Source organism: Paractinoplanes globisporus DSM 43857, assembly GCF_000379645.1.
Lineage (GTDB): Bacteria > Actinomycetota > Actinomycetes > Mycobacteriales > Micromonosporaceae > Actinoplanes > Actinoplanes globisporus.
In genome coordinates this window covers 156,980-181,592 of record NZ_KB903358.1, presented here as the reverse complement: position 1 = coordinate 181,592, position 24,613 = coordinate 156,980, and the positions used below count along the sequence as shown (strand labels likewise).

29 protein-coding genes are annotated in these 24,613 nt (G+C 70.8%); 21 read left to right on the top strand and 8 right to left on the bottom strand.

Translation table 11 applies throughout. The features are described 5' to 3' along the window. The first annotated feature begins 62 nt into the window (after window positions 1-62). Genes A3CQ_RS0150215 through A3CQ_RS0150180 form a run of 8 tightly spaced genes read left to right on the top strand, consistent with a single transcriptional unit; the run spans window position 63 to window position 8,218 of the window. Complete coding sequence (locus tag A3CQ_RS0150215) at window positions 63-953, top strand: FAD binding domain-containing protein (protein ID WP_281171560.1); 891 nt, start codon at window positions 63-65, stop codon at window positions 951-953. A gap of 4 nt (window positions 954-957) precedes the next feature. Continuing rightward, complete coding sequence (locus tag A3CQ_RS0150210) at window positions 958-1,446, top strand: (2Fe-2S)-binding protein (RefSeq protein ID WP_020518570.1); 489 nt, start codon at window positions 958-960, stop codon at window positions 1,444-1,446. Then, on the top strand, window positions 1,443-3,836 hold the full coding sequence (locus A3CQ_RS0150205) for an aerobic carbon-monoxide dehydrogenase large subunit (RefSeq protein ID WP_020518569.1): 2,394 nt from the start codon (window positions 1,443-1,445) through the stop codon (window positions 3,834-3,836). The genes A3CQ_RS0150210 and A3CQ_RS0150205 overlap by 4 nt, the downstream gene beginning before the upstream one ends. Before the next feature lie 19 nt (window positions 3,837-3,855). Beyond that, on the top strand, window positions 3,856-4,734 hold the full coding sequence (locus A3CQ_RS0150200) for an XdhC family protein (RefSeq protein WP_020518568.1): 879 nt from the start codon (window positions 3,856-3,858) through the stop codon (window positions 4,732-4,734). Beyond that, entirely contained in the window at window positions 4,734-5,306 is a 573-nt protein-coding gene (locus tag A3CQ_RS0150195) for a nucleotidyltransferase family protein (protein ID WP_020518567.1), read from the top strand. Before A3CQ_RS0150200 ends, A3CQ_RS0150195 begins: the two co-directional genes overlap by 1 nt. After that, window positions 5,303-6,160 carry an AAA family ATPase gene (locus A3CQ_RS0150190; protein WP_020518566.1) on the top strand — a complete coding sequence of 286 codons (858 nt, stop codon included), beginning with the start codon at window positions 5,303-5,305 and terminating at the stop codon, window positions 6,158-6,160. The genes A3CQ_RS0150195 and A3CQ_RS0150190 overlap by 4 nt, the downstream gene beginning before the upstream one ends. Further along, window positions 6,160-7,029, top strand: a complete 870-nt coding sequence (locus tag A3CQ_RS0150185; RefSeq protein ID WP_020518565.1) for an SRPBCC family protein — start codon at window positions 6,160-6,162, stop codon at window positions 7,027-7,029. Before A3CQ_RS0150190 ends, A3CQ_RS0150185 begins: the two co-directional genes overlap by 1 nt. Continuing rightward, complete coding sequence (locus tag A3CQ_RS0150180) at window positions 7,016-8,218, top strand: vWA domain-containing protein (RefSeq protein ID WP_020518564.1); 1,203 nt, start codon at window positions 7,016-7,018, stop codon at window positions 8,216-8,218. The genes A3CQ_RS0150185 and A3CQ_RS0150180 overlap by 14 nt, the downstream gene beginning before the upstream one ends. Here A3CQ_RS0150180 and A3CQ_RS0150175 read toward each other — a convergent pair whose 3' ends face one another. Beyond that, the gene (locus tag A3CQ_RS0150175; RefSeq protein ID WP_020518563.1) at window positions 8,219-8,632 is read right to left on the bottom strand and encodes a DUF2000 domain-containing protein; all 414 of its coding nucleotides are present in this window, start codon (window positions 8,630-8,632) and stop codon (window positions 8,219-8,221) included. 34 nt (window positions 8,633-8,666) lie between these two features. On the opposite strand from A3CQ_RS0150175, the gene A3CQ_RS0150170 reads away from it, so the two are divergent. Then, window positions 8,667-9,461, top strand: coding sequence for a helix-turn-helix transcriptional regulator (locus tag A3CQ_RS0150170; RefSeq protein ID WP_020518562.1), 795 nt, complete (start codon window positions 8,667-8,669; stop codon window positions 9,459-9,461). On the opposite strand, the gene A3CQ_RS0150165 is transcribed toward A3CQ_RS0150170, so the two are convergent. Beyond that, the gene (locus A3CQ_RS0150165; protein WP_020518561.1) at window positions 9,445-10,395 is read right to left on the bottom strand and encodes a LysR family transcriptional regulator; all 951 of its coding nucleotides are present in this window, start codon (window positions 10,393-10,395) and stop codon (window positions 9,445-9,447) included. The two genes, A3CQ_RS0150170 and A3CQ_RS0150165, sit on opposite strands and share 17 nt — an antisense overlap. Before the next feature lie 191 nt (window positions 10,396-10,586). On the opposite strand from A3CQ_RS0150165, the gene A3CQ_RS0150160 reads away from it, so the two are divergent. The 4 genes from A3CQ_RS0150160 (at window position 10,587) to A3CQ_RS56850 (ending at window position 12,043) form a co-directional block, all read left to right on the top strand. Beyond that, a complete protein-coding gene (locus A3CQ_RS0150160; protein ID WP_020518560.1) occupies window positions 10,587-11,021 on the top strand; it encodes an SRPBCC domain-containing protein in 435 nt (144 codons plus the stop codon). Then, the gene (locus A3CQ_RS0150155; RefSeq protein WP_020518559.1) at window positions 11,008-11,337 is read left to right on the top strand and encodes an ArsR/SmtB family transcription factor; all 330 of its coding nucleotides are present in this window, start codon (window positions 11,008-11,010) and stop codon (window positions 11,335-11,337) included. Before A3CQ_RS0150160 ends, A3CQ_RS0150155 begins: the two co-directional genes overlap by 14 nt. 87 nt (window positions 11,338-11,424) lie before the next feature. Beyond that, window positions 11,425-11,589 (top strand): hypothetical protein, encoded by a 165-nt coding sequence (locus A3CQ_RS63500; RefSeq protein ID WP_020518558.1) that lies wholly within the window; start codon window positions 11,425-11,427, stop codon window positions 11,587-11,589. Next, window positions 11,549-12,043 (top strand): peptidase associated/transthyretin-like domain-containing protein, encoded by a 495-nt coding sequence (locus A3CQ_RS56850; RefSeq protein WP_020518557.1) that lies wholly within the window; start codon window positions 11,549-11,551, stop codon window positions 12,041-12,043. Before A3CQ_RS63500 ends, A3CQ_RS56850 begins: the two co-directional genes overlap by 41 nt. 24 nt (window positions 12,044-12,067) lie before the next feature. Here A3CQ_RS56850 and A3CQ_RS0150140 read toward each other — a convergent pair whose 3' ends face one another. Beyond that, a complete protein-coding gene (locus A3CQ_RS0150140) occupies window positions 12,068-12,649 on the bottom strand; it encodes a TetR/AcrR family transcriptional regulator (protein ID WP_020518556.1) in 582 nt (193 codons plus the stop codon). Between the two features lie 113 nt (window positions 12,650-12,762). Here A3CQ_RS0150140 and A3CQ_RS0150135 point away from each other — a divergent pair, with 113 nt between their 5' ends. From A3CQ_RS0150135 to A3CQ_RS0150125, 3 genes are read left to right on the top strand one after another with little or no spacing between them, the layout of a single operon-like run. Beyond that, complete coding sequence (locus tag A3CQ_RS0150135; protein WP_020518555.1) at window positions 12,763-14,211, top strand: MFS transporter; 1,449 nt, start codon at window positions 12,763-12,765, stop codon at window positions 14,209-14,211. After that, complete coding sequence (locus tag A3CQ_RS59980; protein WP_084699582.1) at window positions 14,121-14,540, top strand: DUF2199 domain-containing protein; 420 nt, start codon at window positions 14,121-14,123, stop codon at window positions 14,538-14,540. The genes A3CQ_RS0150135 and A3CQ_RS59980 overlap by 91 nt, the downstream gene beginning before the upstream one ends. After that, complete coding sequence (locus A3CQ_RS0150125) at window positions 14,537-14,779, top strand: hypothetical protein (protein WP_020518553.1); 243 nt, start codon at window positions 14,537-14,539, stop codon at window positions 14,777-14,779. Before A3CQ_RS59980 ends, A3CQ_RS0150125 begins: the two co-directional genes overlap by 4 nt. On the opposite strand, the gene A3CQ_RS56845 is transcribed toward A3CQ_RS0150125, so the two are convergent. Further along, complete coding sequence (locus A3CQ_RS56845) at window positions 14,751-15,974, bottom strand: MFS transporter (RefSeq protein WP_281171562.1); 1,224 nt, start codon at window positions 15,972-15,974, stop codon at window positions 14,751-14,753. The genes A3CQ_RS0150125 and A3CQ_RS56845 overlap by 29 nt on opposite strands. A 41-nt stretch (window positions 15,975-16,015) precedes the next feature. Next, on the bottom strand, window positions 16,016-16,798 hold the full coding sequence (locus tag A3CQ_RS56840) for a siderophore-interacting protein (protein ID WP_157297280.1): 783 nt from the start codon (window positions 16,796-16,798) through the stop codon (window positions 16,016-16,018). Window positions 16,799-16,844: 46 nt separating this feature from the next. On the opposite strand from A3CQ_RS56840, the gene A3CQ_RS0150110 reads away from it, so the two are divergent. Continuing rightward, on the top strand, window positions 16,845-17,285 hold the full coding sequence (locus A3CQ_RS0150110; RefSeq protein ID WP_020518550.1) for a MarR family winged helix-turn-helix transcriptional regulator: 441 nt from the start codon (window positions 16,845-16,847) through the stop codon (window positions 17,283-17,285). A gap of 117 nt (window positions 17,286-17,402) precedes the next feature. On the opposite strand, the gene A3CQ_RS0150105 is transcribed toward A3CQ_RS0150110, so the two are convergent. Beyond that, entirely contained in the window at window positions 17,403-19,538 is a 2,136-nt protein-coding gene (locus A3CQ_RS0150105; RefSeq protein ID WP_020518549.1) for a phosphocholine-specific phospholipase C, read from the bottom strand. A 176-nt stretch (window positions 19,539-19,714) separates the two neighbouring features. Continuing rightward, window positions 19,715-20,851 carry a hypothetical protein gene (locus A3CQ_RS0150100; RefSeq protein WP_020518548.1) on the bottom strand — a complete coding sequence of 379 codons (1,137 nt, stop codon included), beginning with the start codon at window positions 20,849-20,851 and terminating at the stop codon, window positions 19,715-19,717. A 70-nt stretch (window positions 20,852-20,921) separates the two neighbouring features. Between A3CQ_RS0150100 and A3CQ_RS0150095 the strand changes: the two genes are divergently transcribed. Continuing rightward, complete coding sequence (locus A3CQ_RS0150095; protein ID WP_026207103.1) at window positions 20,922-21,536, top strand: MBL fold metallo-hydrolase; 615 nt, start codon at window positions 20,922-20,924, stop codon at window positions 21,534-21,536. A gap of 39 nt (window positions 21,537-21,575) precedes the next feature. Next, the gene (locus tag A3CQ_RS0150090) at window positions 21,576-22,181 is read left to right on the top strand and encodes a YdeI/OmpD-associated family protein (RefSeq protein WP_020518546.1); all 606 of its coding nucleotides are present in this window, start codon (window positions 21,576-21,578) and stop codon (window positions 22,179-22,181) included. Window positions 22,182-22,227: 46 nt separating this feature from the next. Here the strand turns inward: A3CQ_RS0150090 and A3CQ_RS0150085 are convergent, their stop codons facing one another. Beyond that, window positions 22,228-22,944 (bottom strand): DinB family protein, encoded by a 717-nt coding sequence (locus A3CQ_RS0150085; RefSeq protein WP_020518545.1) that lies wholly within the window; start codon window positions 22,942-22,944, stop codon window positions 22,228-22,230. 67 nt (window positions 22,945-23,011) lie between these two features. Here A3CQ_RS0150085 and A3CQ_RS0150080 point away from each other — a divergent pair, with 67 nt between their 5' ends. Both A3CQ_RS0150080 and A3CQ_RS0150075 read left to right on the top strand, forming a co-directional pair. Next, window positions 23,012-23,461, top strand: coding sequence for an ATP-binding protein (locus A3CQ_RS0150080; protein WP_026207102.1), 450 nt, complete (start codon window positions 23,012-23,014; stop codon window positions 23,459-23,461). A 99-nt stretch (window positions 23,462-23,560) separates the two neighbouring features. Beyond that, window positions 23,561-24,604: a DNA polymerase IV gene (locus tag A3CQ_RS0150075; RefSeq protein ID WP_020518543.1), complete on the top strand. Its 1,044-nt coding sequence runs from the start codon at window positions 23,561-23,563 to the stop codon at window positions 24,602-24,604. The last annotated feature ends 9 nt before the right edge of the window (window positions 24,605-24,613 follow it).

The following is a 24,613-nucleotide window of genomic DNA, read 5'->3' as shown; positions in this document are numbered from 1 at the left end:
TGATCAAGCCGCGCGCGAGATTTTCTCCGATTCCGCCCCGCGAGCATTCCGTCCCGCGGGACATGGCCGGGAGGTGCAGCGTGCAGGTGCCGGCTCCGTTCGAATATGAACGCGCCACAAGTGTGGACCAAGCCATCGGGCTGCTGGAACGTCTGGGCAGCTCAGCGCGGCTCGTGGCGGGCGGGCACAGCCTGCTGCCGATGATGAAGCTGCGGCTGGCGAACTTCGAATACCTGATCGACATCAACCCTCTGCACGACCAGCTCGGCTACATCCGGGTCGGAAGCGATTCGGTACGGATCGGAGCGCTGACCAGGCATCGTGAGCTTCTCGAATCGGACGAGCTCGCTTCCGCCTTCCCGATCTTCCGGGACGCCGAGCGGGTGATCGCCGATCCCGTGGTGCGCAACCGCGGGACGCTCGGCGGGTCGCTCTGCCAGGCGGACCCGTCGGAGGACCTGTCGGCGGTGTGCACGACGCTCGACGCGAGCTGCGTGATCCGCGGACCCCGCGGGGAGCGCGTCGTGACCATGGAGCAGTTCCACGTCGGGCCGTACGAGACGGCCGTCGGCGACGACGAGATCCTCATCGAGATCCGGATCCCGCGGCGGGATAATTCCGGCAATGCCTACGAGAAGGTCGAGCGACGGGCCGGGGACTGGGCGGTGGTGAGCGCCGGCGCGGCCATGTGGCTCGCCGCGGACGGCACGATCGCCGATGCTCGCGTGGGACTGGCCGCGGTCGGCCCGAACACCACGGGCATCCCCGAGATCTCGGCCACGCTCCGCGGGCAGGTCCCGAGCGAGCAGGCGTACGAGCAAGCGGGTGTGATCGCGGCGAGAAGCTGCGACCCCGTCACCGACCAGCGCGGCAGCGAGGACTACAAGCGGCACCTCGCGGACGAGCTGACCCGGAGAACCCTGCGCAAGGCCGTCGAGCGGGCGAGGAGCTGAACCGATGCAGGTCACGATGACCGTCAATGACACCGAGGTCACCCGGGAGATCGAGGGGCGGCTGCTGCTCGTCCACTTCCTGCGCGACGTGCTGAGCCTGACCGGCACCCACTGGGGCTGCGACACCAGCAACTGCGGCACCTGCGTGGTCTGGATGGACGGCGAGCCCGTCAAGTCGTGCACCGTGCTCGCCGCGATGGCCGACGGCCACGAGGTGCGTACGGTGGAAGGGCTCGCCCAGAACGGCGAGCTCGACCCGATCCAGCAGGGCTTCATGCAGTGCCACGGCCTCCAGTGCGGCTTCTGCACGCCGGGCATGATGATGACCTGCCGCGCCCTGCTCGACAAGAACCCGGATCCGACCGACGCCGAGATCCGCGAGGCCATCTCCGGGCAGATCTGCCGCTGCACCGGCTACTCGACGATCGTCCGGTCGGTGCGGTGGGCCGCGGTGCACGAGGCGGCCGCCGCGCAGCAGGAGGTGACGGCATGACCACGGTGCAGGACCCGAAGTTCACCGAGTTCCACGACAACGATCAGAAACCGGTCGGCTTCGGTCGCATGCTCCGCAAGGAGGACCCGCGCTTCGTGCGGGGCCGGGGCCGCTACACCGACGACATCCAGCTGCCCGGCATGCTCCACCTGGCGATCCTGCGCTCGCCCTTCGCCCACGCCCGGGTCCTGAGCGTCGACACCAGCGCGGCCGAGGCGTCACCCGGGGTCAGGCTGGTCGTCACGGGCGCGATGCTGGCCGAAAAGGGCCTGGCCTGGATGCCGACGCTCTCCAACGACGTGCAGGCGGTGCTGGCCACCGACAAGGTCCGCTTCCAGGGCCAGGAGGTCGCCTTCGTGGTGGCCGACGACCGGTACGCGGCCCGCGACGCTCTCGAGCTCATCGAGGTCGACTACGACGTCCTCGAACCGGTCATCGACGCCCGGCGCGCGCTCGAGCCGGACGCGCCGCTGATCCGCGACGACCTGCAGGGCAAGGAGAACAACCACGTCTTCGACTGGGAGACCGGCGACGAGGCGGCGACCGAAGCCGTCTTCGCGTCGGCCGACGTCGTCGTGCAGGAGGACATCGTCTATCCGCGCGTGCACCCGGCGCCGATGGAGACGTGCGGCGCGGTCGCCGATTTCGACGCGGTCGAGGGCAAGCTCCGCCTCTGGTCGACCACCCAGGCCCCGCACGCGCACCGGACGCTCTACGCCATCGTGTCCGGGATCCCCGAGCACAAGATCCAGGTCATCTCGCCGGACCTCGGCGGCGGCTTCGGCAACAAGGTGCCGATCTACCCGGGCTACGTCTGCGCGATCGTCGGATCGATCCTGACCGGCAAACCGGTCAAGTGGATGGAGGATCGGTCGGAGAACCTCATCTCGACCGGATTCGCCCGCGACTACATCATGCGCGGCGAGATCGCGGCCACCCGGGACGGCAGGATCCTGGCGATCCGCACCAACGTGCTGGCCGACCACGGCGCCTTCAACGGTACGGCCGCGCCGGTCAAGTACCCGGCCGGCTTCTTCGGCGTCTTCACCGGCAGTTACGACCTGCAGGCCGCGTACTGCAAGATGACGGCCGTCTACACCAACAAGGCGCCGGGCGGTGTCGCGTACGCCTGCTCGTTCCGCATCACCGAGGCGGTGTACCTGGTCGAGCGCATCGTCGACTGCCTCGCCCACGAGCTGGACATGGACCCCGCCGAGCTCCGCCTCAAGAACTTCATCCAACCCGACCAGTTCCCGTACGAGACGAAGACCGGCTGGGTCTACGACTCGGGCAACTACGAGCCCACGATGCGGCTGGCCATGGACATGGCGGGCTACGCCGACCTGCGCAAGGAGCAGGAGGAGAAGCGGGCCCGGGGCGAGCTGATGGGCATCGGCATCTCGTTCTTCACCGAGGCGGTCGGCGCCGGCCCGCGCAAGAACATGGACATCCTCGGCCTGGGCATGGCCGACGGCTGCGAGCTGCGGGTGCACCCGACCGGCAAGGCCGTGGTGCGGCTGTCCGTGCAGACCCAGGGCCAGGGTCACGAGACCACGTTCGCGCAGATCGTCGCGGAGGAGATCGGCATCCCGCCGGCCGACATCGAGGTCGTACACGGCGACACCGACCAGACCCCGTTCGGCCTCGGCACGTACGGGAGCCGGTCGACGCCCGTCTCCGGGGCCGCGGCCGCGCTGGTCGCCCGGAAGGTCCGCGACAAGGCACAAATCATCGCGTCCGGGATGCTCGAGGTGTCGGTCGCCGATCTGGAGTGGGTGAAGGGCTCGTTCCAGGTCAAGGGCGACCCCGGCAAGTCGGTGACGATCCAGGACATCGCGTTCCGGGCGCACGGCGCCGGCGACCTGCCGGAGGGCGTCGAGGGCGGCCTCGAGGCGCAGATCTGCTACAACCCGTCGAACCTCACGTACCCGCACGGGGCGTACATCTGCGTCGTGGACATCGACCCCGGGACCGCGCAGGTGAAGGTGCGGCGCTTCGTCGCGGTCGACGACTGCGGCACCCGGATCAACCCGATGATCATCGAGGGCCAGATCCACGGCGGCCTCACCGACGGCGTCGGCATGGCGCTGATGGAGATGATCGCCTTCGACGAGGACGGGAACTGCCTCGGCGCGTCGCTCATGGACTACCTGATTCCCACCTCGCTCGAGGTGCCCGACTGGGAGACCGGCTACACGGTCACCCCGTCGCCGCACCACCCGATCGGCGCCAAGGGCGTGGGGGAGTCGGCCACCGTCGGCTCGCCGCCGGCCATCGTGAACGCGGTGGTCGACGCGCTCAAGCCGTTCGGCGTCCGGCACGCCGACATGCCGCTCACCCCGTCCCGAGTCTGGGACGCGATGCGCGGCCGGGCCACGCCCCCGATCTAGGAGTTTGATTCTCATGAGCATGGCGGCACGCGTGCACGAACTGACCGGTCAGCGCCGGCCGTTCGTGCACGCCACCGTGGTCCGCGCGCAGGCGCCGACCTCCGCGGTGCCGGGCGACGACGCTGTCATCCTCGCCGACGGGTCCATCGAGGGCTTCGTCGGCGGGGTCTGCGCCGAGACGTCCGTGCGTGCCGCCGCGCTCGACACGCTGCGCGACGGCAACACCGTCCTGCTGCGCGTCCTTCCCAACGAATCCGAGCAGTTCCCGTCGGTTCCGGGCGCTCAGGTCGTCGTCAATCCGTGCCTCTCGGGCGGCGCCATCGAGATCTTCCTGCGGCCGATGCTGCCCCGCCCGCTGATCGGCATCGCCGGCGAGACGACGCCGATCGGCGCCGCGGTGGTCACCCTGGCCGGTTTCCTCGACCTCGAGATCACCAAACCGATGTCGTACGCCGGGGCGAGCGCCGTCGTGGTCGCAGGGCTGGGCCGCGGCGACGAGCAGGCGATCCGCGCGGCGCTCGACGCCGGCGTTCCGCTGGTCGCGCTGGTGGCGAGCCGCACCCGCAGCGCGGCGGTGCTGGACTCGCTCGGCCTGTCGCCGGCCGAACGGGCCCGGGTGCGCCCGCACGCGGGGATCGACATCGGGGCCCGCACCCACAAGGAGATCGCCCTCTCCGTCCTGGCCGAGATAATCCGCGACCTGCGTGCCACCGAGGACGCGCCGCACGCCCCTCTCCACCTGACCGACATTTCTGAAATGTCGGGCGGGCGGACGGCGATCGACCCGATCTGCGGGATGACCGTCGTCATCGGGGAGGACACCCCGCACGCCGTGGTCGACGGGGTGGAGCACTGGTTCTGCTGCGCCGGGTGCCGTGATCGGTTCGTGGCCGCGTGATGACGGTCTGCGGGCTGGTGCTGGCCGCCGGCGGGTCGCTGCGACTCGGCGAGGCCAAACAGCTGCTCGCCTACCGGGGGCGTACCCTCCTCGACGCCACGCTGGACATGGCCCGGGCCTGCGCGTTCGACGACAAGCTGGTGATGCTGGGCGGCTCCGCCGCCGAGGTTCGCGACCGGGTCGACCTCAGCGGCTTCCGGATCGTCGACAACCCCGGCTTCTCGACCGGGTGCGGGTCGTCGGTGAGCGCGGCCATCCCGCACATCCGGGCCGACGCGGTGGTGCTGCTGCTCGGCGACCAGCCCGGGATCGACCCCGCCGACGTGCGCCGCCTGATCGAGGCGCCGGCACCGATCGCGATCTGCTCCTACGCCGACGGGCTCGGTCATCCCTTTCTCTTCCGGCGGGAGACGTTCACGGCGCTCTCGGCGCTGCACGGCGACAAGGCCGTGTGGAAGCTGCTGCACTCGGGCGCGTTCCCGGTGACCGAGGTGCCGGCGGCCGGGCCCGTACCGGTCGATGTGGACACTCGCGAGGACTACGAGCGGCTGCTCGCGGGGGAGCGCCGGTGAACGGGCCGGACGAGGTACGCCAACGGCTGGACACCGTCGACTACCTGGTGGACGACGGGCTGGCCATGGCCATCTACCTGGCGCTGCGACTCGGGAAACCGCTGCTGCTGGAGGGCGAGCCCGGGGTCGGCAAGACCGCGGCGGCCAAGGCGCTCGCGCTCGCTCTCGACGCGCCGCTGATCCGCCTGCAGTGCTACGAGGGGCTGACCGCGGGCGAGGCGCTCTACGAGTGGAACTATCAGCGGCAGCTGCTCGCGATCCGGCTGGCCGAGGCGCGGCACGAGCGGTTGGCCGACGACGATCTGTTCACGGCCGAGTTCCTGCAGGAACGACCGATCCTGCGCGCCGTGCGGCATCGCGGGCCGACCCCACCGGTGCTGCTCATCGACGAGATCGACCGGGCCGACGACGAGTTCGAGGCGCTGCTGTTCGAGTTCCTCGGCGAGGCGTCGGTGACCGTGCCCGAGCTCGGCACCTTCACCGCCGCGCGGCCGCCGATCGTGGTGCTCACCTCCAACCGCAGCCGCGAGCTGCACGACGCCCTGCGGCGGCGCTGCCTGTACCACTGGATCGAGTTCCCGGCGCCGGCCCGGACCGCCGAGATCGTGCGCCGGGCGGTGCCGGGCGCCACCCACCCGCTGATCGCGAGCGCGACCGAGTTCATCGGCCGGGTGCGCCGCCTGGAGCTTGACAAGGCACCCGGGCTCGCCGAGACCATCGACTGGGTGTCCGCGCTCGCCGCGCTCGGCGCCACCGAACTCGCCCCCGCCGACGTGCTGAGCACCCTCGGCACGATCGCCAAGACCCCAGACGACCGGCTCGTCGTCGCCGGCGCCGCCCAGCTGGAGACCTGATGAAGATCACGAACGAGTTCACCGTGCACACCCCGATCGAGCGCGCCTGGGAGGTCCTCACCGACCTCGAGGGCATCGCGCCGTGCATGCCGGGCGCCCAGCTCACCGGCGTCGAGGGCGACACGTACAAGGGCAAGGTGAAGGTCAAGGTGGGCCCGGTGATCTCCGAGTTCGCGGGCACGGCGCGCTTCACCGAGAGGGACGAGGCCGCCCACCGCGCGGTCATCGACGCCAAGGGCAAGGACGCGAGGGCGGCGGGCAATGCTTCCGCGCTGGTCACGGCCGTCCTGACACCAAACGGATCCAGTACGTCGGTGAGCGTCGACACCGACCTGAAGATCAGCGGGAAGCTGGCCCAGTTCGGCAGCGGCATGATCAAGGAGGTGTCCGGGAAGCTGCTCACCCAGTTCGTCGCCAACCTGGAGGCCAAGCTGGCCGCCGAAGAGTCCGCCCCCGCCGCCGCGCCTGCCGCCGCCGCCGCGCCTGCCGCCGCCGCCGCGCCTGCTGCCGAGACGGTGGCCGCTGCGGAGGCCTCGCCCGCCACCGAGACCGTGCCCGCTGCCGAGACCGCCCCCATTGCCGAGACCGTGTCAGCCGCGGACGCTGCTGCCGAGACCTCACCCGACGCCGTGCCGGCCGTTGATGCGCCGCCGGCCGCCGATGCCACGCCCGCTGCCGATGCCGCACCGGCCCGGGCGGCCGCCAGTGTTCCCGCCGCGGCCACTCCCGCTCCCGTCGCGGCCGAGGAGGCCGAGCCGCTCGACCTGCTCGCCATCGCGGGTAGCTCGATCTACAAGCGGGCGATCCCGGTCGTGATCGGCGTGATCGTCGTCGGTGCCGTCATTGCCTGGGTCATTGCCCGGCGCTGACCCTGCCCCGGTCCTGCTGCGCGGCGCCGACCGGGCCGCGTTCGCCGTGGCCTTCGCCGGCCGCCTGCGCGAGGCGGGCGTGACCGCGGGCCTGACCGAGGTCGACGACCTGGTCCGGGCCCTGGCGGTCAGTCCGCCCGACTCCCGGGCCGCGCTCTACTGGACCGCCCGGGTCGCTCTCGTGCGCCGCCGGGCCGACCTGGCCGTTTTCGATCGGGTCTTCGCGGCCGTGTTCGACGACGCGCCGCCCCTGCCGCTGAGCCGGGCCGCCGAGAACGCCGGCCGCGGCCGCGACGACGTGCACGTGCCCGTGCCCGGCGGCGAGACCGCCCAGTTCGCGCCGGGCGGCGGCCTGCCCTGGGCGACCCTGCCCGCGGCCACCGAGGTCGACGAGTCCCCGAGCGATGACGACCTGCGGCTGCCCGAACTGCGCGCCAGCGCCCTCGCCGCGCTGGCCGGCCGGCCCTTCGAGGAGCTGGACGCGGCGGAGACCGCCCGCCTCGGAGCCGCCCTCAAGGACGCGCTCACCCACTGGCCCACCCGCCGCTCGCGACGCCACGCGGCCGACCCGACCGGCCGCCGCGTGGCGCTGCGTCCGACGATCGCCCGCGCCCGCCGTACCGGCTGGGAGGCGATGACCGTGGTCCGCGAGCGCCCGGTCCGCCGTCCCCGACGCGTGGTGATGCTCTGCGACGTCAGCGAGTCGATGCGCGCCCAGGCCACCGCCTACCTGCACCTCATGCGGGCCTTCGCCACGGTCTGCGACGCCGAGGTCTTCGCCTTCGCCACCACGCTGACCCGCCTGACGCCGGCCCTGCGCCGCACCTCGGCCCGCCAGGCGATAGCCGAGGCCACGAGCGCGGTGAGCGATCGCTTCGGCGGCACGAAGATCGCGACCAACCTCGGCGCGCTGCTCGACTCGCACCACGGCAACAGCCTGCGGGGTTCCATCGCCATCATCGCCTCCGACGGCTGGGACAGCGACCCGCCCCCGAGGCTCGCGCTCACGATGTCCCGTCTGCGCCGCCGCGCGTACGAAATCCTGTGGTTGAATCCCCGCGCCGGCGCGCCTGGCTTCAGTCCCGGTGTGGCGGCCATGGCCGCGGCCCTGCCCTATTGCGACGCCCTGCTTCCCGCCGCGACGTTCGCCGACCTGACCGAGGTGGCCCGCCGCCTGACCACGCGCTGATCAGGGATGCATGGTCGCGCCCTTGATGACCTTGTCCACGGCGTTGCGGGGGCCGTAGACGGCCATGCCCACCAGGTCGAGGTCGGCCGTGGTGACCGCCCGGACCGCGGCCCGGTTGTCCCGATCGTTCCCGGTCGAGAACAGGTCGGAGGTGAAGATCGCGGTCGGAAGTGAGCGACTCACCGCCCGCCCGTGCGCGGCCTGCAGCAGTTCCTTGCTCGTCTCGAAGACCAGCACCGGCTGGCGGAACATCGGCAGGTAGCGCACGTCGCCGGCGTCCTCGTACGGCTCGCCGATCACCTCGGGCACGAGCGTGCCGAGGCCGCTGACCAGGAAGGCGGTGACGTTGAGGCGCTGCCAGGTGAGCAGGTCGTCCCGCAGCAGGACGGCGATCTTGGTGTCGAAGCGTTCCATGAGGCGATGATGCGCGGATCGTTCCCGATGATTCTTGTACGATTTTGACGTGTCGGGGGCGCGGTTCGAGGCCTGGCGACCACCTCTGAGCGGCGTGGTCGAGGTGCTCAGCGCCCATTTCACCAGCCACGCCTATCCGATGCACGCGCACGACACGTGGACGCTTCTGATCGTGGACGACGGCGCGGTCCGCTACGACCTCGACCGGCACGAGCGGGGCGCGTTCGGCGACCTGGTCACCCTGCTGCCGCCGCACGTCCCGCACAACGGCTCGTCACCCCATCCGTTCCGCAAGCGGGTCCTCTACCTCGACGAGGCCCAACTCCCGCCGAAACTTGTCGGACCATCCGTGGATAAATCGGGATTTCCTGATGCGCGCCTGCGGCAGATGGTCTCCGCGCTGCACCGGACCATCGGGGAGCCGGGGGAGGAACTGGCGGCCGAGAGCCACCTCGCCGAGATCACCGAGCGGCTCCGCGATCGGCTGGGACACCCGGCCCTGCCGGCGCGGCTCGACCGCACGCCCGCTCATCGGCTCCGTGACTTGATCGAGCAGCACGTCGTGGCTGGCATATCCCTCTCGGAAGCAGCCGGCCTGCTGCATTTCCACCCCGCCTATCTGGTGCGCTCGTTCCGCGCCGAGTTCGGCATGTCCCCCCACCAGTACCTGATCTCGCGCCGGGTCGACGTCGCCCGCCACCTGATCCTCGCCGGCCGCCCGCTGTCGGCCGTCGCCGCCGAGAGCGGCTTCTACGACCAGCCCCACCTGATCCGCCACTTCCGGCGGATTCTCGGGGTGAGCCCGCGGGGTTTCAGCTCCAGAGCGTGACGTGCACCGACGGCCGGAAGTGCCCGACGTTGACCCCCGAGCCGCGCATCATCGCCTGGATCGCGCGCGGCGTCGCGGCGAAGCGCGCCAGTTCGGCCGCGGCCGCGGTCGGGTGGTCGGCCAGCGTCATCGAGTGCCACACCGCTTCGAGGCTCGCGTACGGCCCGGGTAACTGCACCAGGTGGCCGCTGCGCACCTCGGGCGCGACCGCGAACGACAGCGCCGGCGCCACGCCTTTGCCCCTTTTTGCCTCCTCCAGCGCCGCCGCGTGGCTCTGGAAGATCTGCTGACGCTGCTCGGTGACGGCCAGCCGCCGCAGCATCGACGGAACCGCCCCGATGCCGGCCGCCGCGGACGGGCCGAGCAGCCAGGTCTGGTCGCGAAGCTGGGCCGCCGACGCCCGCACCCCGGCCAGCGGGTGATCCGGCCCGGCCACCACCACGACCCGGTAGTTCATCACCGGCCGGCACATCAGTCCCGAGTCGGCGGCCGGACGCGGCCCGATCGCGATGTCGACGCTGCGGGTCATCAGCAGCGCCTCGAACGCGGCCGGGCCGCGCACGCTCAGCTCCAAATCGAGATCGTCCGCGCGCCCCGCGAACAGCTCGATCAGGCCCGGCGCCGCGTGCTCGGCGAACAGCGCCGACGCGGCGACCCGCAGCAGCCGGCGTCCCTTGCCGGCCGTGCTGACCTCGAGCACCGTGATGTCCTGCAGGCCGAGCATCTCGGCGGCCCGGCTGGCCAGCCGCAATCCGCCGGGGGTGAAGGCCAGCCCCGCCGCCGTACGCGTGAAGAGCTGGTCACCGAGCTCGCGCCGCAACTGTCCGATATGCAGGGAGATAGCCGACTCGGACACCTGGATCTCAGCCGCGGCCAGCTTCACCGACCCCAGCCGCACGACGGCCGAGTACGCGCGCAGCTGTGTGGGGGTCATGGCCCGTCAATCCCCCAGTGAGGTGGTGGAAGTTCTCCGAAATGTAGCGCGTCCCGGCGGCGTACCGCCCCGACGTTCATGATCGCGATTCTAATGTGGATCCCTTGCGCCGGGGGGACCCTCTTGACGCAACCGACCGGTTGCTATAGCGTCTTTAGCAACTAAGAGGTTGCGATACGAGGAGAGACGTCATGGCATTCCCCGACCAGATCGTGCGCAAGCTGGAGCTTTCCCACTCGCCCGAGCGGGTGTGGGCCGCGATCACCACCGCCGAGGGCCTCGGCACCTGGTTCGGCAACAGTGCCGAGATCGACCTGCGGGTCGGCGGCCAGGCCAAGCTGAGCTGGACCAGCGGCGACACCGCCACGCTCACCGTCGAGCGGCTCGAGCCGATCCGCGTGTTCGGCTACACGTGGCACATCTACGGCATGCCCGCCGAGGACCCCCGCCGGACGTACGTGGAGTTCACGCTCGAGCCCGACGGGGCCGGCACTACGCTCACCGTCGTGGAGAGTGGATTCGCGCAGCTGCCCGACGACGCGCACGCCAAGGCGTTCGGCGGCAACACCGACGGCTGGACCGATGAGCTGGGCGAACTGGTCGCGTACCTCGATGGCCGGTCCTGACCCGGAGGCGGTGGCCCAGGAGGTCTTCGCCGCCCTGGCCGACCCGACGCGACGGCAGATCCTCGCCGCTCTCGCGTCGGGCGGCCCGGCCACGGCGACCGACCTCGCCGCCCGCCTGCCGATCACCCGGCAGGCCATCGCCAAGCACCTCGGGCTGCTGTCCGACGCGGGCCTGGTGGTGGCCGAGCCGGGGGAGCGGCGCCGGGTGCGCTTCCGGCTCGACTCCGCCCCGATGAAGGTGGCCCAGCAGTTCCTGGCCGCGATGGCGCGCGACTGGGACGGCCCGCTCGCGGCTCTGAAAAGTCATCTCGGATAGGCGAGATCAACCACGGGCCATTCATAGGCTTCAATGTTTTGCTTCCTGCCGGCCCGTATCCCGATTCACGGCAGGAGGAACAGGTCCATGCACAACGACGACTATGTGCGCGAGGTCCACGACAGGGGATTCGCCTTCGACCGGCGCCGGCTGCTCACCGTTCTCGGCGGCGCCGGCGCGCTCGCGATGGGCGGCAGCGCCCTGCTCGGCGGTGGCGCTCAGGCCGCGGCCGCCGCCTGCGCGGCACTGTGACCGCGCCGGGCGGTACTCGCTCTATTCGTCGGGCGTCACCAACGAGAACTATCTGCGCGGCATCCAGGTCGCCGACTCGACCGGCAGGGTGGCGTTCACCAGCATCTACCCGGCCTGCTATTCGGGTCGCTGGCCGCACATCCACTTCGAGGTCTATTCGTCGCTGGCCAATGCCGCCGGCGGCGCCGGACCGATCCGCAAGACCTCGCAGATCGCGCTCCCCGAATCAATTTCCCGGACGGTGTACGCCTCGGCGACCGGCTACGCCCAGAGCGTGGCCAACATGAACCGGATCACGCTGGCCTCGGACATGGTGTTCGGCGACGACCTCGCGGCCCGCGAGATGGCCACGGTCACCGGCAGCGTCTCGGCCGGCTATGTCGCGTCGCTGGCGATCACGGTCGACCCGTCGAAGACCGAATCGAGCGGCGGAGGCCCGCGCCCGTCGGCCTGATCGGACGTCCCGCCCGGATCAGCCTCACCGGCCCGGGCGGGACACGGCGGCCAGCATCTCGCCGAGCCGTTCCAGCGGATCGGCGATCGTGCCGTGCAGGAAATCGTCGTACCAGATCCGGAAGGCCGCCACCGAACACGCGACCAGCAGCCGCCGGCGCCAGTCCGGCTCGGCGTCGTCCGGGTGCCGCTTCGCGAGCATCGTGCTCAGTTCCTGCTCCCGCTCCGGCGGCACGCCGGCGTGGGTGTCGCGCAGGTGGTGGGACTGCTCGATGACCGTACGCAGGGCGGACAGCCAGTCGCGGTGGCCGAGCACGAAGACGCCCAGCTCGTGGAACGCCAGCCGCAACGTCTCGGCGTCCGAGAGCCCGGGGTCGGCCGCGGCGACCTGCTTGGCGACCAGCGCGGTCATCTGCCGCACCGGCTCGGCGACCACGTCGTCCTTGCTGGCGAAGTAGCGGTGGAAGGTGCGCGGAGCGATCTCGGCCGCCGCGCAGATGTCGGCGACGGTCACGTTGTCGTACCCCCGCTCGATGAACAACCGCCACGCGGTCTCGGCGGTGAGCACGCGGTTGCGCTCGCGCTTGCGGTCCCTGAGCCCCGCCAAATGTGACCCCGCTCTCAAGATCCGTCACCGGCAGCCTACCGGCAACACTTTAGTGGCACGCTCTGCCTCGTGGCAGAGTCTGCCACTTTACGGTGAGGTTCGAGGGAGCGCCCATGTCGCAAGCCGTTGATCTAGCCGCCCCCGCGGAGGGCGCGGCGGCGCGCCGGGCCTGGAGCAGCCGCCAGATCGTGATCCTGCTGGTCATCGGCGTCGGCGCGCTGATGGTGTCGCTCACCCAGTCGCTGCTCGTGCCGGTGCTCGGCGAGCTCGCCGTCGATCTGAACACCGGCAGTGACGGCGTCGCCTGGCTTCTCACCTCGACCCTGCTCGTCGGCGCGGTGGCGGTACCGGCCTTCGGCCGTCTCGGCGATCTCTTCGGCACCCGCAAGATGGTGCTGGTCGCGCTGGCCGCCCTGGTCGTGGGCTCGCTGATCTGCGCGCTCTCCAACGACCTCACCTGGATGATCGTGGGCCGCTCGGTGGTCGGCCTCTCCGTCGCCACGGTGCCGCTGAGCATCAGCCTCATCGGCGTGACCCTGCCGCGGGAGCACGCCGGCGCCGGCATCGCCCTGATCAGCGCCATGCTCGGCGTCGGCGGCGCGCTCGGCCTGCCGCTGGCCGGCGTCATCGCCCAGTACGCCGACTACCACGTCCTGTTCTGGGTTTGCGTCGCCGGCGGCATCCTCGCCATCCCCGGCATCGTGCTGCTCGTGCCGGAGCCGGTCCGCACCGCGAAGGGCCGGATGGACCTGATCGGAACGGCCCTGCTGGGCGGCGCGATGCTCGCCCTGCTGCTGCCGCTCGCCCAGGGCGAGTCGTGGGGCTGGAGCGACCCGAGGACCGTCGGCCTGCTCGCGCTCTCGGCCGTGCTGCTGATCGTCTTCGTGCTGGCCGAGCTGCGCATCAAGTCGCCGCTGGTCGACGTGCGCACCACCGCCCGGCCCTCGCTGCTGCTCACCAACATCGCGTCGCTCTGTGTCGGCTTCGCGCTGTTCGCCACGCTGATCGGCACCGCCACCTACGTGCAGGCGCCCGAGGCGACCGGCTACGGCTTCGGCAAGTCCATCCTGGTCGGCGGCCTGTGCATGCTGCCCGGCGGCATCGCGATGCTGCTGCTCTCCCCGCTTTCGGCCAAGCTCAAGCCGCGTACGGCGCTCATCATCGGCTCGCTGATCATCGCGGCCGGCTTCGCCAGCCGCATCTGGCTCACCGGCAGCCTCTTCGAGGTCATCCTCGGCGCGACCATCGCGGGCGCCGGCACCGGCATCGCGTACGCGGCCATGCCCGGTCTGATCATCCACGCCGCGCCCCGTTCCGAGCTCGCCGCGGCCAACGGACTGAACGCCCTGTTCCGCAGCGTCGGCAGCAGCCTGGCCAGTGCCATCGGCGGCGCCATCCTGGCCGCGAAGACCATCGACCTGGCCGGTCACGCCCTGCCGTCGCTCGGCGCGTACCAACTCCTGTTTGTGATCTGTGCGGCCTCGGCGGTGGCGGCGGCCCTGCTCGCCCTGGTCATCCCCACCCACGCCTCGACCGCCGACGCCGCCCTCCCGGAGAACTGACCCCCATCGACGCCGACGCCGACGCCGACGACGACTTCGAGTGGGGCGTCTGGGTCTCGCTGAGCCGCCCCAACTTCAGCCGCATGCTCGACCTGTGGACCACTCCCGGCCGCGAGAAGGAGCCGGGCTACTTCGGCTGGCTCTCCACCGAGCTGCCGGCGTACCCCCAGAGCACCAAGAACCTGAAGACCACGGTCCACACCGACGTGATCGGCACCCGCCCCCACGTCCATCTGGAACCGACCGAACACCCACTCGCCGTCGAGCAGCGAGACGGCATCACCCTCCACCGAGTCCAGGAGATCGCCGACCAGCTGCTGGCGGAATGAGCCGGCCCTTCGGTGAAATAGTCGCCGATCATTTCCGTTGTCGCGTTCGCGGCGTACGGAGCGAGAAGGAGGGCTGGCGCGACAGCCGGTCCGCCGAGCTCGGGGCGCACGTCGAGATCCGGGGCCGGAAACGCTTTCGTCTGCCGGCCGGTCGCGGGGCGCGCCGGGTCAGTTCGCTCTCCAACGGGCTGCGCGACACGGTCGACGAGATCACCCTGTTGCCGGAGGAACGCGAGTAGGGCGGCGGCGCAGGGCGGGGAGCGCCGCGATCAGCGTGCCGGCGCAGAGGGCGGCGGCACTCAGGCTCAGCGACCAGTGCACGCCGACGACCGCGCCGAAGAGGCCGACCGTTATGCCGCTGCCGAAGCGTAGGCCGTTGGCGAAGACGCCGTAGACGCCGATCACCTTGCCTCGGTCGGCCGGCGGGGCCAGCAGCTGCACCACGGTCTGGCCGACCGACATCGACGCCAGGTTGGCCACGCCGCCGATCACCAGGAGCAGGACGGCGAGCTGGTAGGAGCCGGCCACCGCGAAGAAGAACGTGCTCACCCCGTACGCGAAAGTGCTGATGACTGCGGCGCCCACCGTGGGCGGAATCCAGCCGGTGGCCTCGAGGACGAGGCCGCCCAGAACACCGCCGGCGCCATTGGCGAAAAGCAGGATTCCGTACGCCGTTCCGGCGCTCGCGGCGCCCAGGTCCTGCGCGAAGATGGGCATCGACGACTGGATCGAGGCGCCGACGAAGAACGAGCCGAGGCCGCCCAGCACAATCATGCTGACCAGCGTGTGATTGGCGCGCACCTCGCGCAGGACGCGCAGCGAGTCGAGCACTCCGACGCGCTCGTGCCGCACGATGCCGCCGTCGCGGGTGTGCCCGGTGAACCGCGTACGGAAAAGGAAAAGAGTGAGCGGCAGATAGAAGAGCACGTTCACGAAGATGCCGGCGGTCGGGCCGAGGCCGAGCAGCAGCGCCGAGCCGACCACCGGGCCGAACAGCACGCCCAGGCTGCGGAAGGTGGCGTTCAGGCGCACGGCGCTCGGCAGTTCGCCGTCGCCGACGAAATCGTGCAGCATCAATTGCTCGCCGGGGCCCCACAGTGCGCCGGCCAGGCCGTGCAGGATCAGCAGGACGCACGCCTCCCACATGCGTAGCGAGCCGGTCAGGAAAAGCACGCCCCACAGCACCGAGACGAGCATGAAAAGGGCCTGCGCCGCCTGGATGACCCGGCGGCAGTCGAACCGGTCGGCGAGCCCGCCGAAATAGACCGAGAAGAACAGGAACGGCAGCCAGTGGCTGATCACCTCGAAGCCGGCGAGGGCCGGGGAATGGAATTTCTCCCAGAGCTGCCAATAGGTGATGACGTGCTCGATGTTGTCGGCCATCATCGCCAGCGCCGCCCCGAACAGATAGGGACGGCAATCGGGGTTGCGCAGGGCGGCGAACCGCCGGGGCGTGGCGGGCGCCCCGGCGCCGGTCAGCCCTCCTCCTCGCGGGGCAGCGCGCCGGCCACACCCTCGCGCCAGTAGCCGTGGATCGAGACCCGGGCCGGGTCGGCCTTGAGCGAGTCGCGCAGGTGGACCCGCAGGCCGCGCATGACGTCGGCGTCGCCGGCGGCCCAGACGAAGCCATCGGGCGGCAGGTCGCCGACGGTCTCCGGCAGCGCGGACGCGTCCGGCAGCCAGATGATCTCGGCGGGCCGGTCGCCGCCGAGCGGCGAGCCGCCGAGCGGGCGCGGCGAGCCGCCGAGCACGATCACGCGTACGGCGACCGCCGAGGGCAGCTCCTCGAGGAAGCGCTCGGCCGCCGGCAGTCCGGTCTCGTCCACGATGATCAAGTATGCCCCCACCGAGCCGGGGAAGATCTGGGTGCCCCGCGGCCCGAGCACGCCGACCTCGGAGCCGGGCACAGCGTCGATCGCCCAGCGGCCGGCCGGGCCGTGCGAGTGCAGCACGAAGTCGAGCGCCAGCTCCTTCGTCCCCGGGTCGAAGCGGCGGATCGTGTAGTCGCGCATCTCCGGCCGCGGCCCATCCGGCGGCGGCAGCACGACGCGGCCGGTCGCCGGGTCGGGCGGGACCAGCTTGATGTGGTCGCTCGCGCCGAGCTCGCTGACCGCGAAGTCGGGCTCGAGGTCGTCGCCGCCGAGCCAGATGCGCCGCATCGTCGGGCTGAGCTCCTCGACCCGCGTCACGCGCAGCACTCGCCGCCGCGGGGTGCGGCGCTCACGGCGTACCAGGGAATCGTCTTTTAGTTTTGTCACAAAACTATGCTGTCATGTACGGGTGCGCGATCGCAAGGAGAAGCAGATGGAGCTCGGGGACCACCTCGTCGGCCTGGTGCAGGGTCTCGGGCGGGCGCTCGTGCGGGCGACGCGTTCGGCCTCGCGCCTGCCGGCGCTGCCCGAGGCGCAGGTCGCGGTGCTGCGGCGGCTCTCGCACGCGGGCGGACGGACCCCGGCCCAGCTGGCCGACGATCTCCGGCTGGCACGGCCCACCATTTCCAATCTCGTACGCGACCTGACCGCCGACGGGCTTCTCGAGCGACGGCCCGCCCCGGTCGACGGACGGTCGGTGCTGCTGGTGCCCACCGCCCGCGCCGAGGAGATGCTCAACGCCTTCCGCCAGGGCCGTTCCGAGGTGATGGCCCGCGCCCTGGCCGCTCTCTCCGACGACGACCGCGCCCGGCTGGCCGGGGCCCTGCCCGCGCTCGCTCGCCTGCTCGACGAGGTCCGCTCCCAGGAGGCCTGATCACGCCCGGCCGCGCCACGGTCCCGGTGCGCGACCACGATCGCCCGAGCCCGGGCGCGGACGGTGACGACATGGCAGCCCGCGCCGAGGGCGGACCCTCGGCGCGGGGAGTCGTGTTCAGCCGGAGATGCTGGGCTTGCCGGTCTCCAGGTGGCCGACGAGCCGCTGGGACCAGCCCGGGTCGCGGTCGGCGGTGACGGTGACGTCGTACCAGCCGTGGCCGGTCTTCAGCGGGTCGGCGGTCCACGTCTTCGTGCCGTGCGCGGGGACCTTCACGGTCTGCGGGCGGCCCGACGTGTAGTGGTTGTGGGTGACGGTGAAGGCCACCGTCACCCCCGAGCCGTTGTGGAGGGTCAGCCGCAGCGACGGCGACGAGTCGTGGCGGCCCTCGTAGTAGGAGGTCGTGACCAGCAGGTCGCGGCCCGGGCGGGCGGTGTCGCCGGCGAAGCGGCGCAGGAAGCGGTTCGGGCCGACCACGGTCAGGTCGTACGCGGTGCCGCTCAGCGGGCCGGCGCCGGTGGCCGTGCCCTTCGCGGCGACCGTGTACTGGCCGGGGAAGGCGGCCGGGTACTGCGTCAGGGCCGGGATCGGGGAGAGGTTGTTGTAGACGGCGAAGTGGCTGGCCTTCGTCACGAACGGGGCGTCGTTGCTGAAGGACAGCTTGGCCGTGCCGCCGGCGAAACCGACCAGGTTCGCGTTCGGCTGGTACGGCAGCGGGCGCGCCCGCTTGGCGCCGTGCTCCTGGACGGGCATCGTGTTGTCGCCGGGCAGTGGGGCGTACTCAATCTCGGGAGTGAGCCCCCCGGTCTGTGGGAGATGCGGCAGGCCAAAGACCGGCTCCTTGAAATCGAAAGCGGCCGTGAGGTCGCCGCAGACCTTGCGCCGCCAGGCGCTGATGTTCGGGCAGATCGCCGGCCGGCCGAGCGCCGTCGTCCACTTCTCCAGGAACTGCAGCACCGACGTGTGGTCGGAGACCTCCGAGGTCACCCACCCGCCGCGCGTCCAAGGCGAGATCAGCAACAGGGGTACGCGGAAGCCCAGTCCCACCGGGACGGGCGCGGTGATCCCGTACGCGTCGAGCGTGCCCGCCACGAACTCGTCGGCCTCACCGGGCGATGGGGCGGGCGGCGGCACGTGGTCGAACTGTCCGTCGTTCTCGTCGTAGTTGAGGATCACCAGCGTCGAGTTGAAGACGTCCGGGTCGGCGTGGAGCGCCTCGAGCAGCCCGCGCAGGAAGTACGCCCCGTTGCTCGGCGCGGTCACCGGGTGCTCGGAGAAGAACTGGTTGTTCACCACCCAGCTGACCTGCGGAAGCTTGCCGGCGACGACGTCCGCCCGGATCGCGTTGTTGATGTTGTCGGCGTTGCCGGCGAGCCCGGTGACCGGCTCCGGCACGTTGCGCACGCCGTTGTCGTAGTAGACGTTGCCCGGCGCGGCAGTCCCGCCCTGCGTCGGGTCGAGCTTCGCGAACGTGTCGAAGTACTCGAGGCCGTTGTCGCCGTAGTCGTCCTCGCACTGGTAGACGCGCCAGCTGACCCCCGCGGCCTGCAGCTGCTCGGCGTACGACTTCCAGGGCAGGAACTTGCCCAGCTCGTCGCCGCCGGAGTAGGCGATGAAGTCGCCGTGCTCCTTGTCCGCGTTGATCGTGCCGCTCCACAGGTAGGTGCGGTTCGGGCCGGTCGCGCTGAGCACCGAGCAGTGGTACGCGTCGCCGATCGTGTACGCGTCGGCCAGCGCGTAGTGGAACGGCAGGTCCCGCCGGTCGAGGTAGCCGAGCGTGGTCGGACCACCCTTCGCGTAGTACCAACCATTCATCAGACCGCCGTACCAGGCGCCGTGCTGGTCGGCCCACCCGTGACTGGTGCCGCCGTAGTTGGCGGCGCCGAGCTCCGGGCTGGGCGGCACATCGCCGTCGTAGGTCTTGGCGCTGCTCAGTCGCCACGGGTACTGCGTCTCGGCGCCGGGCGTCGGCGTGATGGGCTGCTGCCAGATGGTCTTACCTTCAGGCAGCATGATGGTCGATCGATCGCCGAAACCGCGTACGCCCCTCAGCGAACCGAAATAGTGGTCGAAGCTGCGGTTCTCCTGCATGACGACGACCACGTGCTTGATGTCGCGGAGGTCGCCGTGGCGCTCGGGTTTCCGTGCCGGATTCGCCTCGGCGGCGGCGCCGGGCAGGGTTGCGCCCACGGCCGCCGCGCCGGTGACGGCGGCGGCGGTGCCGAGGAACTTTCGGCGGGACAGTTCGGACATGACTCTTCACCCCCGGGAAAGCGGAACAATGCCCCACGACGCTGTTCCCGCCACCTGGCCCCACCGCGACGCCCAGTCAAAGGCGACATGCCGTTTATCCGACGCGGCGGCGTCGCCGGGTCGCCGGGTCGCCGGGTCGCCGGGTCGCCGGGTCGCCGGGTCGCCGGGTCGCCGGCTTACGGCACCACGGCGATCATGGCCTCGCGGCTGTTCGCTGGGTTCTCGGGGCTGCCCGCCGGGTTCTCGGGGCTGTTCGCCGGGTAGAGCGCCCACCGGCGGGCGCGGCGGGCGCGGGCCAGGAAGGCGGCGACCCGGTTCGGTTTGACCGACTGGTACCAGAGCGCCCCGGAATCGGCGTCCTCGAGGAAGCCGTGGTACTCGCCGGCGGGCAGCGGGGTGAAGCCCTTCGTCTCGGTCGCGTCGGGCGGCTCCTGGTACGCCGTCACGACCGCGCCCGGCGCGACCGCCGAGCGCACCGCGCCGAGGTCGCCGCTCTCGGGCACGAGGAGCCAGCGGTGCGCCAGGCCGTCGGTGGTTTCCAGCACGGCGATCCCGGCGCGCCGTCCGGTGGCCAGGGCGGCGACGCGGCGCCAGAAGTCCTCGTCGGCCGGCGGGAGGCCGGTCGGCCGGGCCGCCGGTGGCGCCGGGCGGGCGGCCGCCGGCAGCGGCATCGCGGACGGGCGCGCCATGTCCCGGACCCGGAGCACCACGCCCGCGGCCGCTACCCGCTCGCGTACCTGCTCCCGGATCTGCCACACGGCGATCAGCAGGAACGTCAGCGCGACCAGCCGGGCGCCGATCTGCGCGGCATCCCAGGCCAGCCAGGACGCCAGGCGCTCCTCGGGGGTGTCCAGGACGGAGGCCGAGACGTTCGAGACCGAGGTGTACGACGCGGAGTCGTCGGGGGAGTCCGGATTGTTGGCGAAGCGGATCATGATGGACGCGGCGAGGGTGAAATACCAGGCCGTGACGCTCCAGTGCCACAGCGTGTGCGGGTTCTCCTCGCCGACGGAGTCCAGCATCTCCTTGGTGCGCCGGCGCCACAGGACGAACCCGGCCAGGTAGCCGAAGCCCAGCAGCAGGTACAGGACGCTGATCGCGTCGCCGTTGTCCAGGATCCACCCGACCAGCGGGGACAGTCCGTTCACCCCGTCGGTGAGCAGGAAGGATCGCACCGCCAGGTCGCTGACCAGCAGCAGAATGCCCAGCCCTGCGGCACACCAGACCGCCACCATCAGCACGACGGTCTGCACTTCCCACTCGCGCGGCGGGCGCGCTCCCCGCGGCGCGACGGCCGTGTCGATCTCATCCACGGCCGCAGATTCTGGCACCACGGGACAGGCCGGCGCTGCCCCGTTTACGCTTCGCCGCTAGCTTGATCGGATGCGTTTGACGAAACACGGCCACGCCTGCGTGCGCCTCGAAAGCGGCGACGACCGAGTGCTGGTGATCGATCCGGGCACCCTGTCCGGGCCGGAGTCGATGGCCGGTGCGACCGCCGTCCTCATCACCCATGAGCACGACGACCACATCGATGTCGACAAACTCCGGGCGGCCCGCGACAGCAACCCGGCGTTGGCCGTCTACACCCATCCCGCCCTGGCCGAGGCGCTGGGAGCAGACCCCGTCAGCGTCGGTGAAACCTTCACCGCGGCCGGCTTCACCGTGCGGGTCGTCGGCGGCGAGCACGCCGAGATAGTCGACGGCCTGCCCGGATGCCCCAACGTCGGCTTCATCGTCGACGGCGTCTACCACCCGGGAGACTCGCTGTTCGCCCCGGCCGAGGCGGTCGACACGCTGCTCGTACCGGCGTCCGGCCCGTGGCTGAAGCTGGGCGAGGCCATCGAGTTCGTCCGCGCGGTCAGGCCGGGTCGGGCGTTTCCCATCCATGACGCCCATCTGAGCGAGGTCGGCGTGGAGAGTTTCGACTGGTGGCTGGGCGCGAAGGGCAATACCGACTACGCCCGCATTCCGCTCGGCGAGTCGGTCGGCCTCTAGCGTCCCGCCTGACCTCGTCGTGTCGGTTAGCCTGCCGTCATGGGGAGCGCCGAGCTGGATGAGTTGATCGTCGCGGACGCCGAGGCGCTGCGCGCGTGGTTGTCGGCCAACCACGCCACGTCGCCCGGCGTCTGGCTGGCCCTGACCAAGAAGGGTGGCGTAGTCACCACGCTGACCTGGCAGCAGGCGGTCGACGAGGCGCTGTGCTTCGGCTGGATCGACGGGCAGGCCCGGAAACGGGATCAGGAGTCCTCGTGGATCCGGTTCACCCCTCGCCGGCCCCGCAGCGTCTGGTCACAACGCAACGTCGCCCACGTGGCCCGGCTGGAAGAACAAGGCCGAATGCTGCCGGCGGGCCGCGCCGCGGTCGACGCCGCGAAAGCGGACGGGCGGTGGGCGACGGCCTACGCCCCGGTGTCGGAAGCCGAGGCGCCGGCCGACCTCCTCGCCGCCATCGCCGCCGTCCCGGCCGCCCAGGCCATGTTCGACGTACTCACCAAGACCAACCGGTTCTCTCTCATCTACCGCGTCAATGCCGTCAAACGGGCGGAGACCCGCGAGCGAAAGATCAGCGAGTTCGTCGCCATGCTGGCCCGCCACGAGACGATCTACCCGCAGAAGGCCAAGCCCCCGAACCCGCCGTGATCGGCACGATCACCGTCACCGAGGCCGGTGTGGACAACGAGTTCGGTCATGAACCCTGATGCGACAGTTTGTCCAGGTCACGCTGGCAGAACCGGTGGTGAGCCCATTCCTCGTCGAGCACGGTGCCGAGGCATCGCCGCACGGTGCGCCCCCTGGCGTACGGGGGCCATCTGTCGTCGTCCGGGACCGGCGCGGTCTTCGCGAGCTGATCGGGCGTGACCTCGGCCAGCCAGGTCTCGATCTCTGAAGCCTGCCGGACTCGTACGGCGAGCACCTCGTCGAGACTCGGCTGGGCGGCCGGGTCGAGCCCGTCCCCCTGGTCCATGACGACCGGTGGACCCAGTCCCATGGCCGTGAACGGCTCGGTGAGGCCGAGCACGCAGCGCCGGAACCATGAGTCGTGCACGAAGACCAGGTGGCGCAGGGTTTCGACCATCGACCACTCGCCGTCGACGCCTTGGTGTTCGCTGTTGTCGGGCATGGACCGAACTCGCTCGGCAGTCGTGGCCCAATCGTCGCGCAGTTGCCGCCAGGCCTCGCGCAGGTCGTCCGGCTGATCTGAGCGGATCAGCAGCCGTACCGGGTGACGACGGTCGAGTTCCGCCTCGACGTAGGGCATCACCTCGACCCCGTTGACCACAAGATTGGTGACCAGGCCGTCGATCTCGGCGTCCTGCATGACCACGCCGACCATCCGCGCCCTGCTCAGGTCGCACTCGCGGAATTCCGCGCCGGCGAGGTCCTCATCCTGGAAGCGTCGCATGCAGACATGCTAGGTCGCACGAGCGAGCCCTTGTGATGAGGTTGTTTCGGACCCCTGGAGTCGCGCTGTGGCACGGGTATTGATAACGGGTATGTCGGGCGTAGGTAAGAGCACGCTGCTGGCGGAGATGTCACGGCGCGGCTATCCCGTCGTCGACACCGACTACGACGGCTGGACGTTGCCGGACGGCACTTGGGACGAGCTGCGTATGGCCGCCTTGCTCGTCGAGCACCGTGAAATCGTCGTCTCGGGGACCGTGGAGAACCAGGGCCTCTTCTACGAACAGTTCGAGCAGGTGGTGCTCTTGAGCGCACCATTGAGTGTTCTTCTCGACCGCGTCGCGAGGCGGCCGGACAACCCATACGGAAAGACGGCCGCGGAGCAGGCGCAGATCAAGCGTCATCTGAGCGACGTGGAGCCCCTACTGCGTCGCGGCGCAACCGCCGAACTCGACGGCCGGCGACCGACCGAAGAACTGGCCGACATCGTCGAAAGGCTGCTCGCCGCGACGCCCTGATTTGCCGCCGATAGCGCTCAGACGACGCCGAAGGTGGCACCCGACTACGCATCGCCAATTGTCCTCGGGTCTGCTGGGCGGGGTGACCATACTGGTGCGGTGACCGGCGTCTGGCTGTTGCACGTCGACCTCGACCAGTTCTTCGCCTCGGTCGAGGTGCTGCGGCGGCCCGAGTTGCGCGGGCGGCCGGTGATCGTGGGTGGTGCGGGCGATCCGGCGCAGGCGCGGGCGGTGGTGGCTACCGCGTCGCGGGAGGCTCGGGAGTTTGGCGTGCACTCGGGGATGCCGATCCGGATGGCGGCCCGCAAATGCCCGGACGCCGTGTTTCTCCCCATGGACATGCCGGCCTACCAAAGGGCGTCGGCCCGGGTGATGGAGACGTTACGAGCTTTTCCCGTACGCCTGGAAGTGTGGGGCCTGGATGAGGCGTTCGTCGGCGGTGACATCGACGATCCGCAGCGACTGGCGGCCGACCTCAAGGCGGCGGTTCTCGACGAGGTCGGGCTGACCTGTGCGATCGGGATCGGCCGTAACAAGAACCAGGCGAAGATCGCGGCGCGGTTCGCCAAGAAGGACCCGTCCGGCATTGCCACCCTGACCGGCGAGACGTGGATGCCGGTGATGGGCGGCCGGCCGGTCGGCGAGTTGTGGGGTGTCGGCCCCAAAACGGTCAAGAAGCTCGAAGAGCTCGGCATCGAGACCGTTGCCGATCTCGCGGCGGCCGGCCTCGAGACACTCGCGCCGCGCTTCACGCCGCGCGCCGCCACGTGGCTGGTCGTCATCGCCCGCGGCGGCGGCGACACCGAGGTGGTGACGGAACCGTGGGTCGCACGGTCGCGCAGCAAGGAGGTCACGTTCGACCGCGACCTGACCGAGCGCACCGAGATCGAGGAGCAGGTCACCGCGCTGGCCCGGGCGCTCGGCGCGGAGGTGGTCGCGGCCGGCCGGCGGGTGATCCGGGTCGGGGTGAAGGTGCGGACCGCCTCGTTCTTCACCCAGACCCGCGAGGCGAAACTGCGCGACGGCCCGACCACCGACCCCGACGTGATCGCGCACGCCGCGCTGACGGTCCTCACGAAGTTCGAACTGGACCGCCCGGTGCGGCTTCTCGGCGTACGGGCGGATCTGCTTGTGAATGATTGAGGGCCTTGA

Bases quoted from the DNA above. Each gene is read 5' to 3' on its own strand.
- A3CQ_RS0150210 (WP_020518570.1), top strand. From the start codon at position 958: ATGCAGGTCACGATGACCGTCAATGACACCGAGGTCACCCGGGAGATC.
- A3CQ_RS0150215 (WP_281171560.1), top strand. From the start codon at position 63: ATGGCCGGGAGGTGCAGCGTGCAGGTGCCGGCTCCGTTCGAATATGAA.
- A3CQ_RS0150200 (WP_020518568.1), top strand. From the start codon at position 3,856: ATGGCGGCACGCGTGCACGAACTGACCGGTCAGCGCCGGCCGTTCGTG.
- A3CQ_RS0150165 (WP_020518561.1), bottom strand. From the start codon at position 10,395: ATGACCCCCACACAGCTGCGCGCGTACTCGGCCGTCGTGCGGCTGGGG.
- A3CQ_RS0150155 (WP_020518559.1), top strand. From the start codon at position 11,008: ATGGCCGGTCCTGACCCGGAGGCGGTGGCCCAGGAGGTCTTCGCCGCC.
- A3CQ_RS0150125 (WP_020518553.1), top strand. From the start codon at position 14,537: ATGAGCCGGCCCTTCGGTGAAATAGTCGCCGATCATTTCCGTTGTCGC.
- A3CQ_RS0150105 (WP_020518549.1), bottom strand. From the start codon at position 19,538: ATGTCCGAACTGTCCCGCCGAAAGTTCCTCGGCACCGCCGCCGCCGTC.
- A3CQ_RS63500 (WP_020518558.1), top strand. From the start codon at position 11,425: ATGCACAACGACGACTATGTGCGCGAGGTCCACGACAGGGGATTCGCC.
- A3CQ_RS0150205 (WP_020518569.1), top strand. From the start codon at position 1,443: ATGACCACGGTGCAGGACCCGAAGTTCACCGAGTTCCACGACAACGAT.
- A3CQ_RS0150175 (WP_020518563.1), bottom strand. From the start codon at position 8,632: ATGGAACGCTTCGACACCAAGATCGCCGTCCTGCTGCGGGACGACCTG.
- A3CQ_RS0150090 (WP_020518546.1), top strand. From the start codon at position 21,576: ATGGGGAGCGCCGAGCTGGATGAGTTGATCGTCGCGGACGCCGAGGCG.
- A3CQ_RS0150195 (WP_020518567.1), top strand. From the start codon at position 4,734: ATGACGGTCTGCGGGCTGGTGCTGGCCGCCGGCGGGTCGCTGCGACTC.
- A3CQ_RS0150185 (WP_020518565.1), top strand. From the start codon at position 6,160: ATGAAGATCACGAACGAGTTCACCGTGCACACCCCGATCGAGCGCGCC.
- A3CQ_RS0150160 (WP_020518560.1), top strand. From the start codon at position 10,587: ATGGCATTCCCCGACCAGATCGTGCGCAAGCTGGAGCTTTCCCACTCG.
- A3CQ_RS0150095 (WP_026207103.1), top strand. From the start codon at position 20,922: ATGCGTTTGACGAAACACGGCCACGCCTGCGTGCGCCTCGAAAGCGGC.
- A3CQ_RS0150110 (WP_020518550.1), top strand. From the start codon at position 16,845: ATGGAGCTCGGGGACCACCTCGTCGGCCTGGTGCAGGGTCTCGGGCGG.
- A3CQ_RS0150085 (WP_020518545.1), bottom strand. From the start codon at position 22,944: ATGCGACGCTTCCAGGATGAGGACCTCGCCGGCGCGGAATTCCGCGAG.
- A3CQ_RS0150135 (WP_020518555.1), top strand. From the start codon at position 12,763: ATGTCGCAAGCCGTTGATCTAGCCGCCCCCGCGGAGGGCGCGGCGGCG.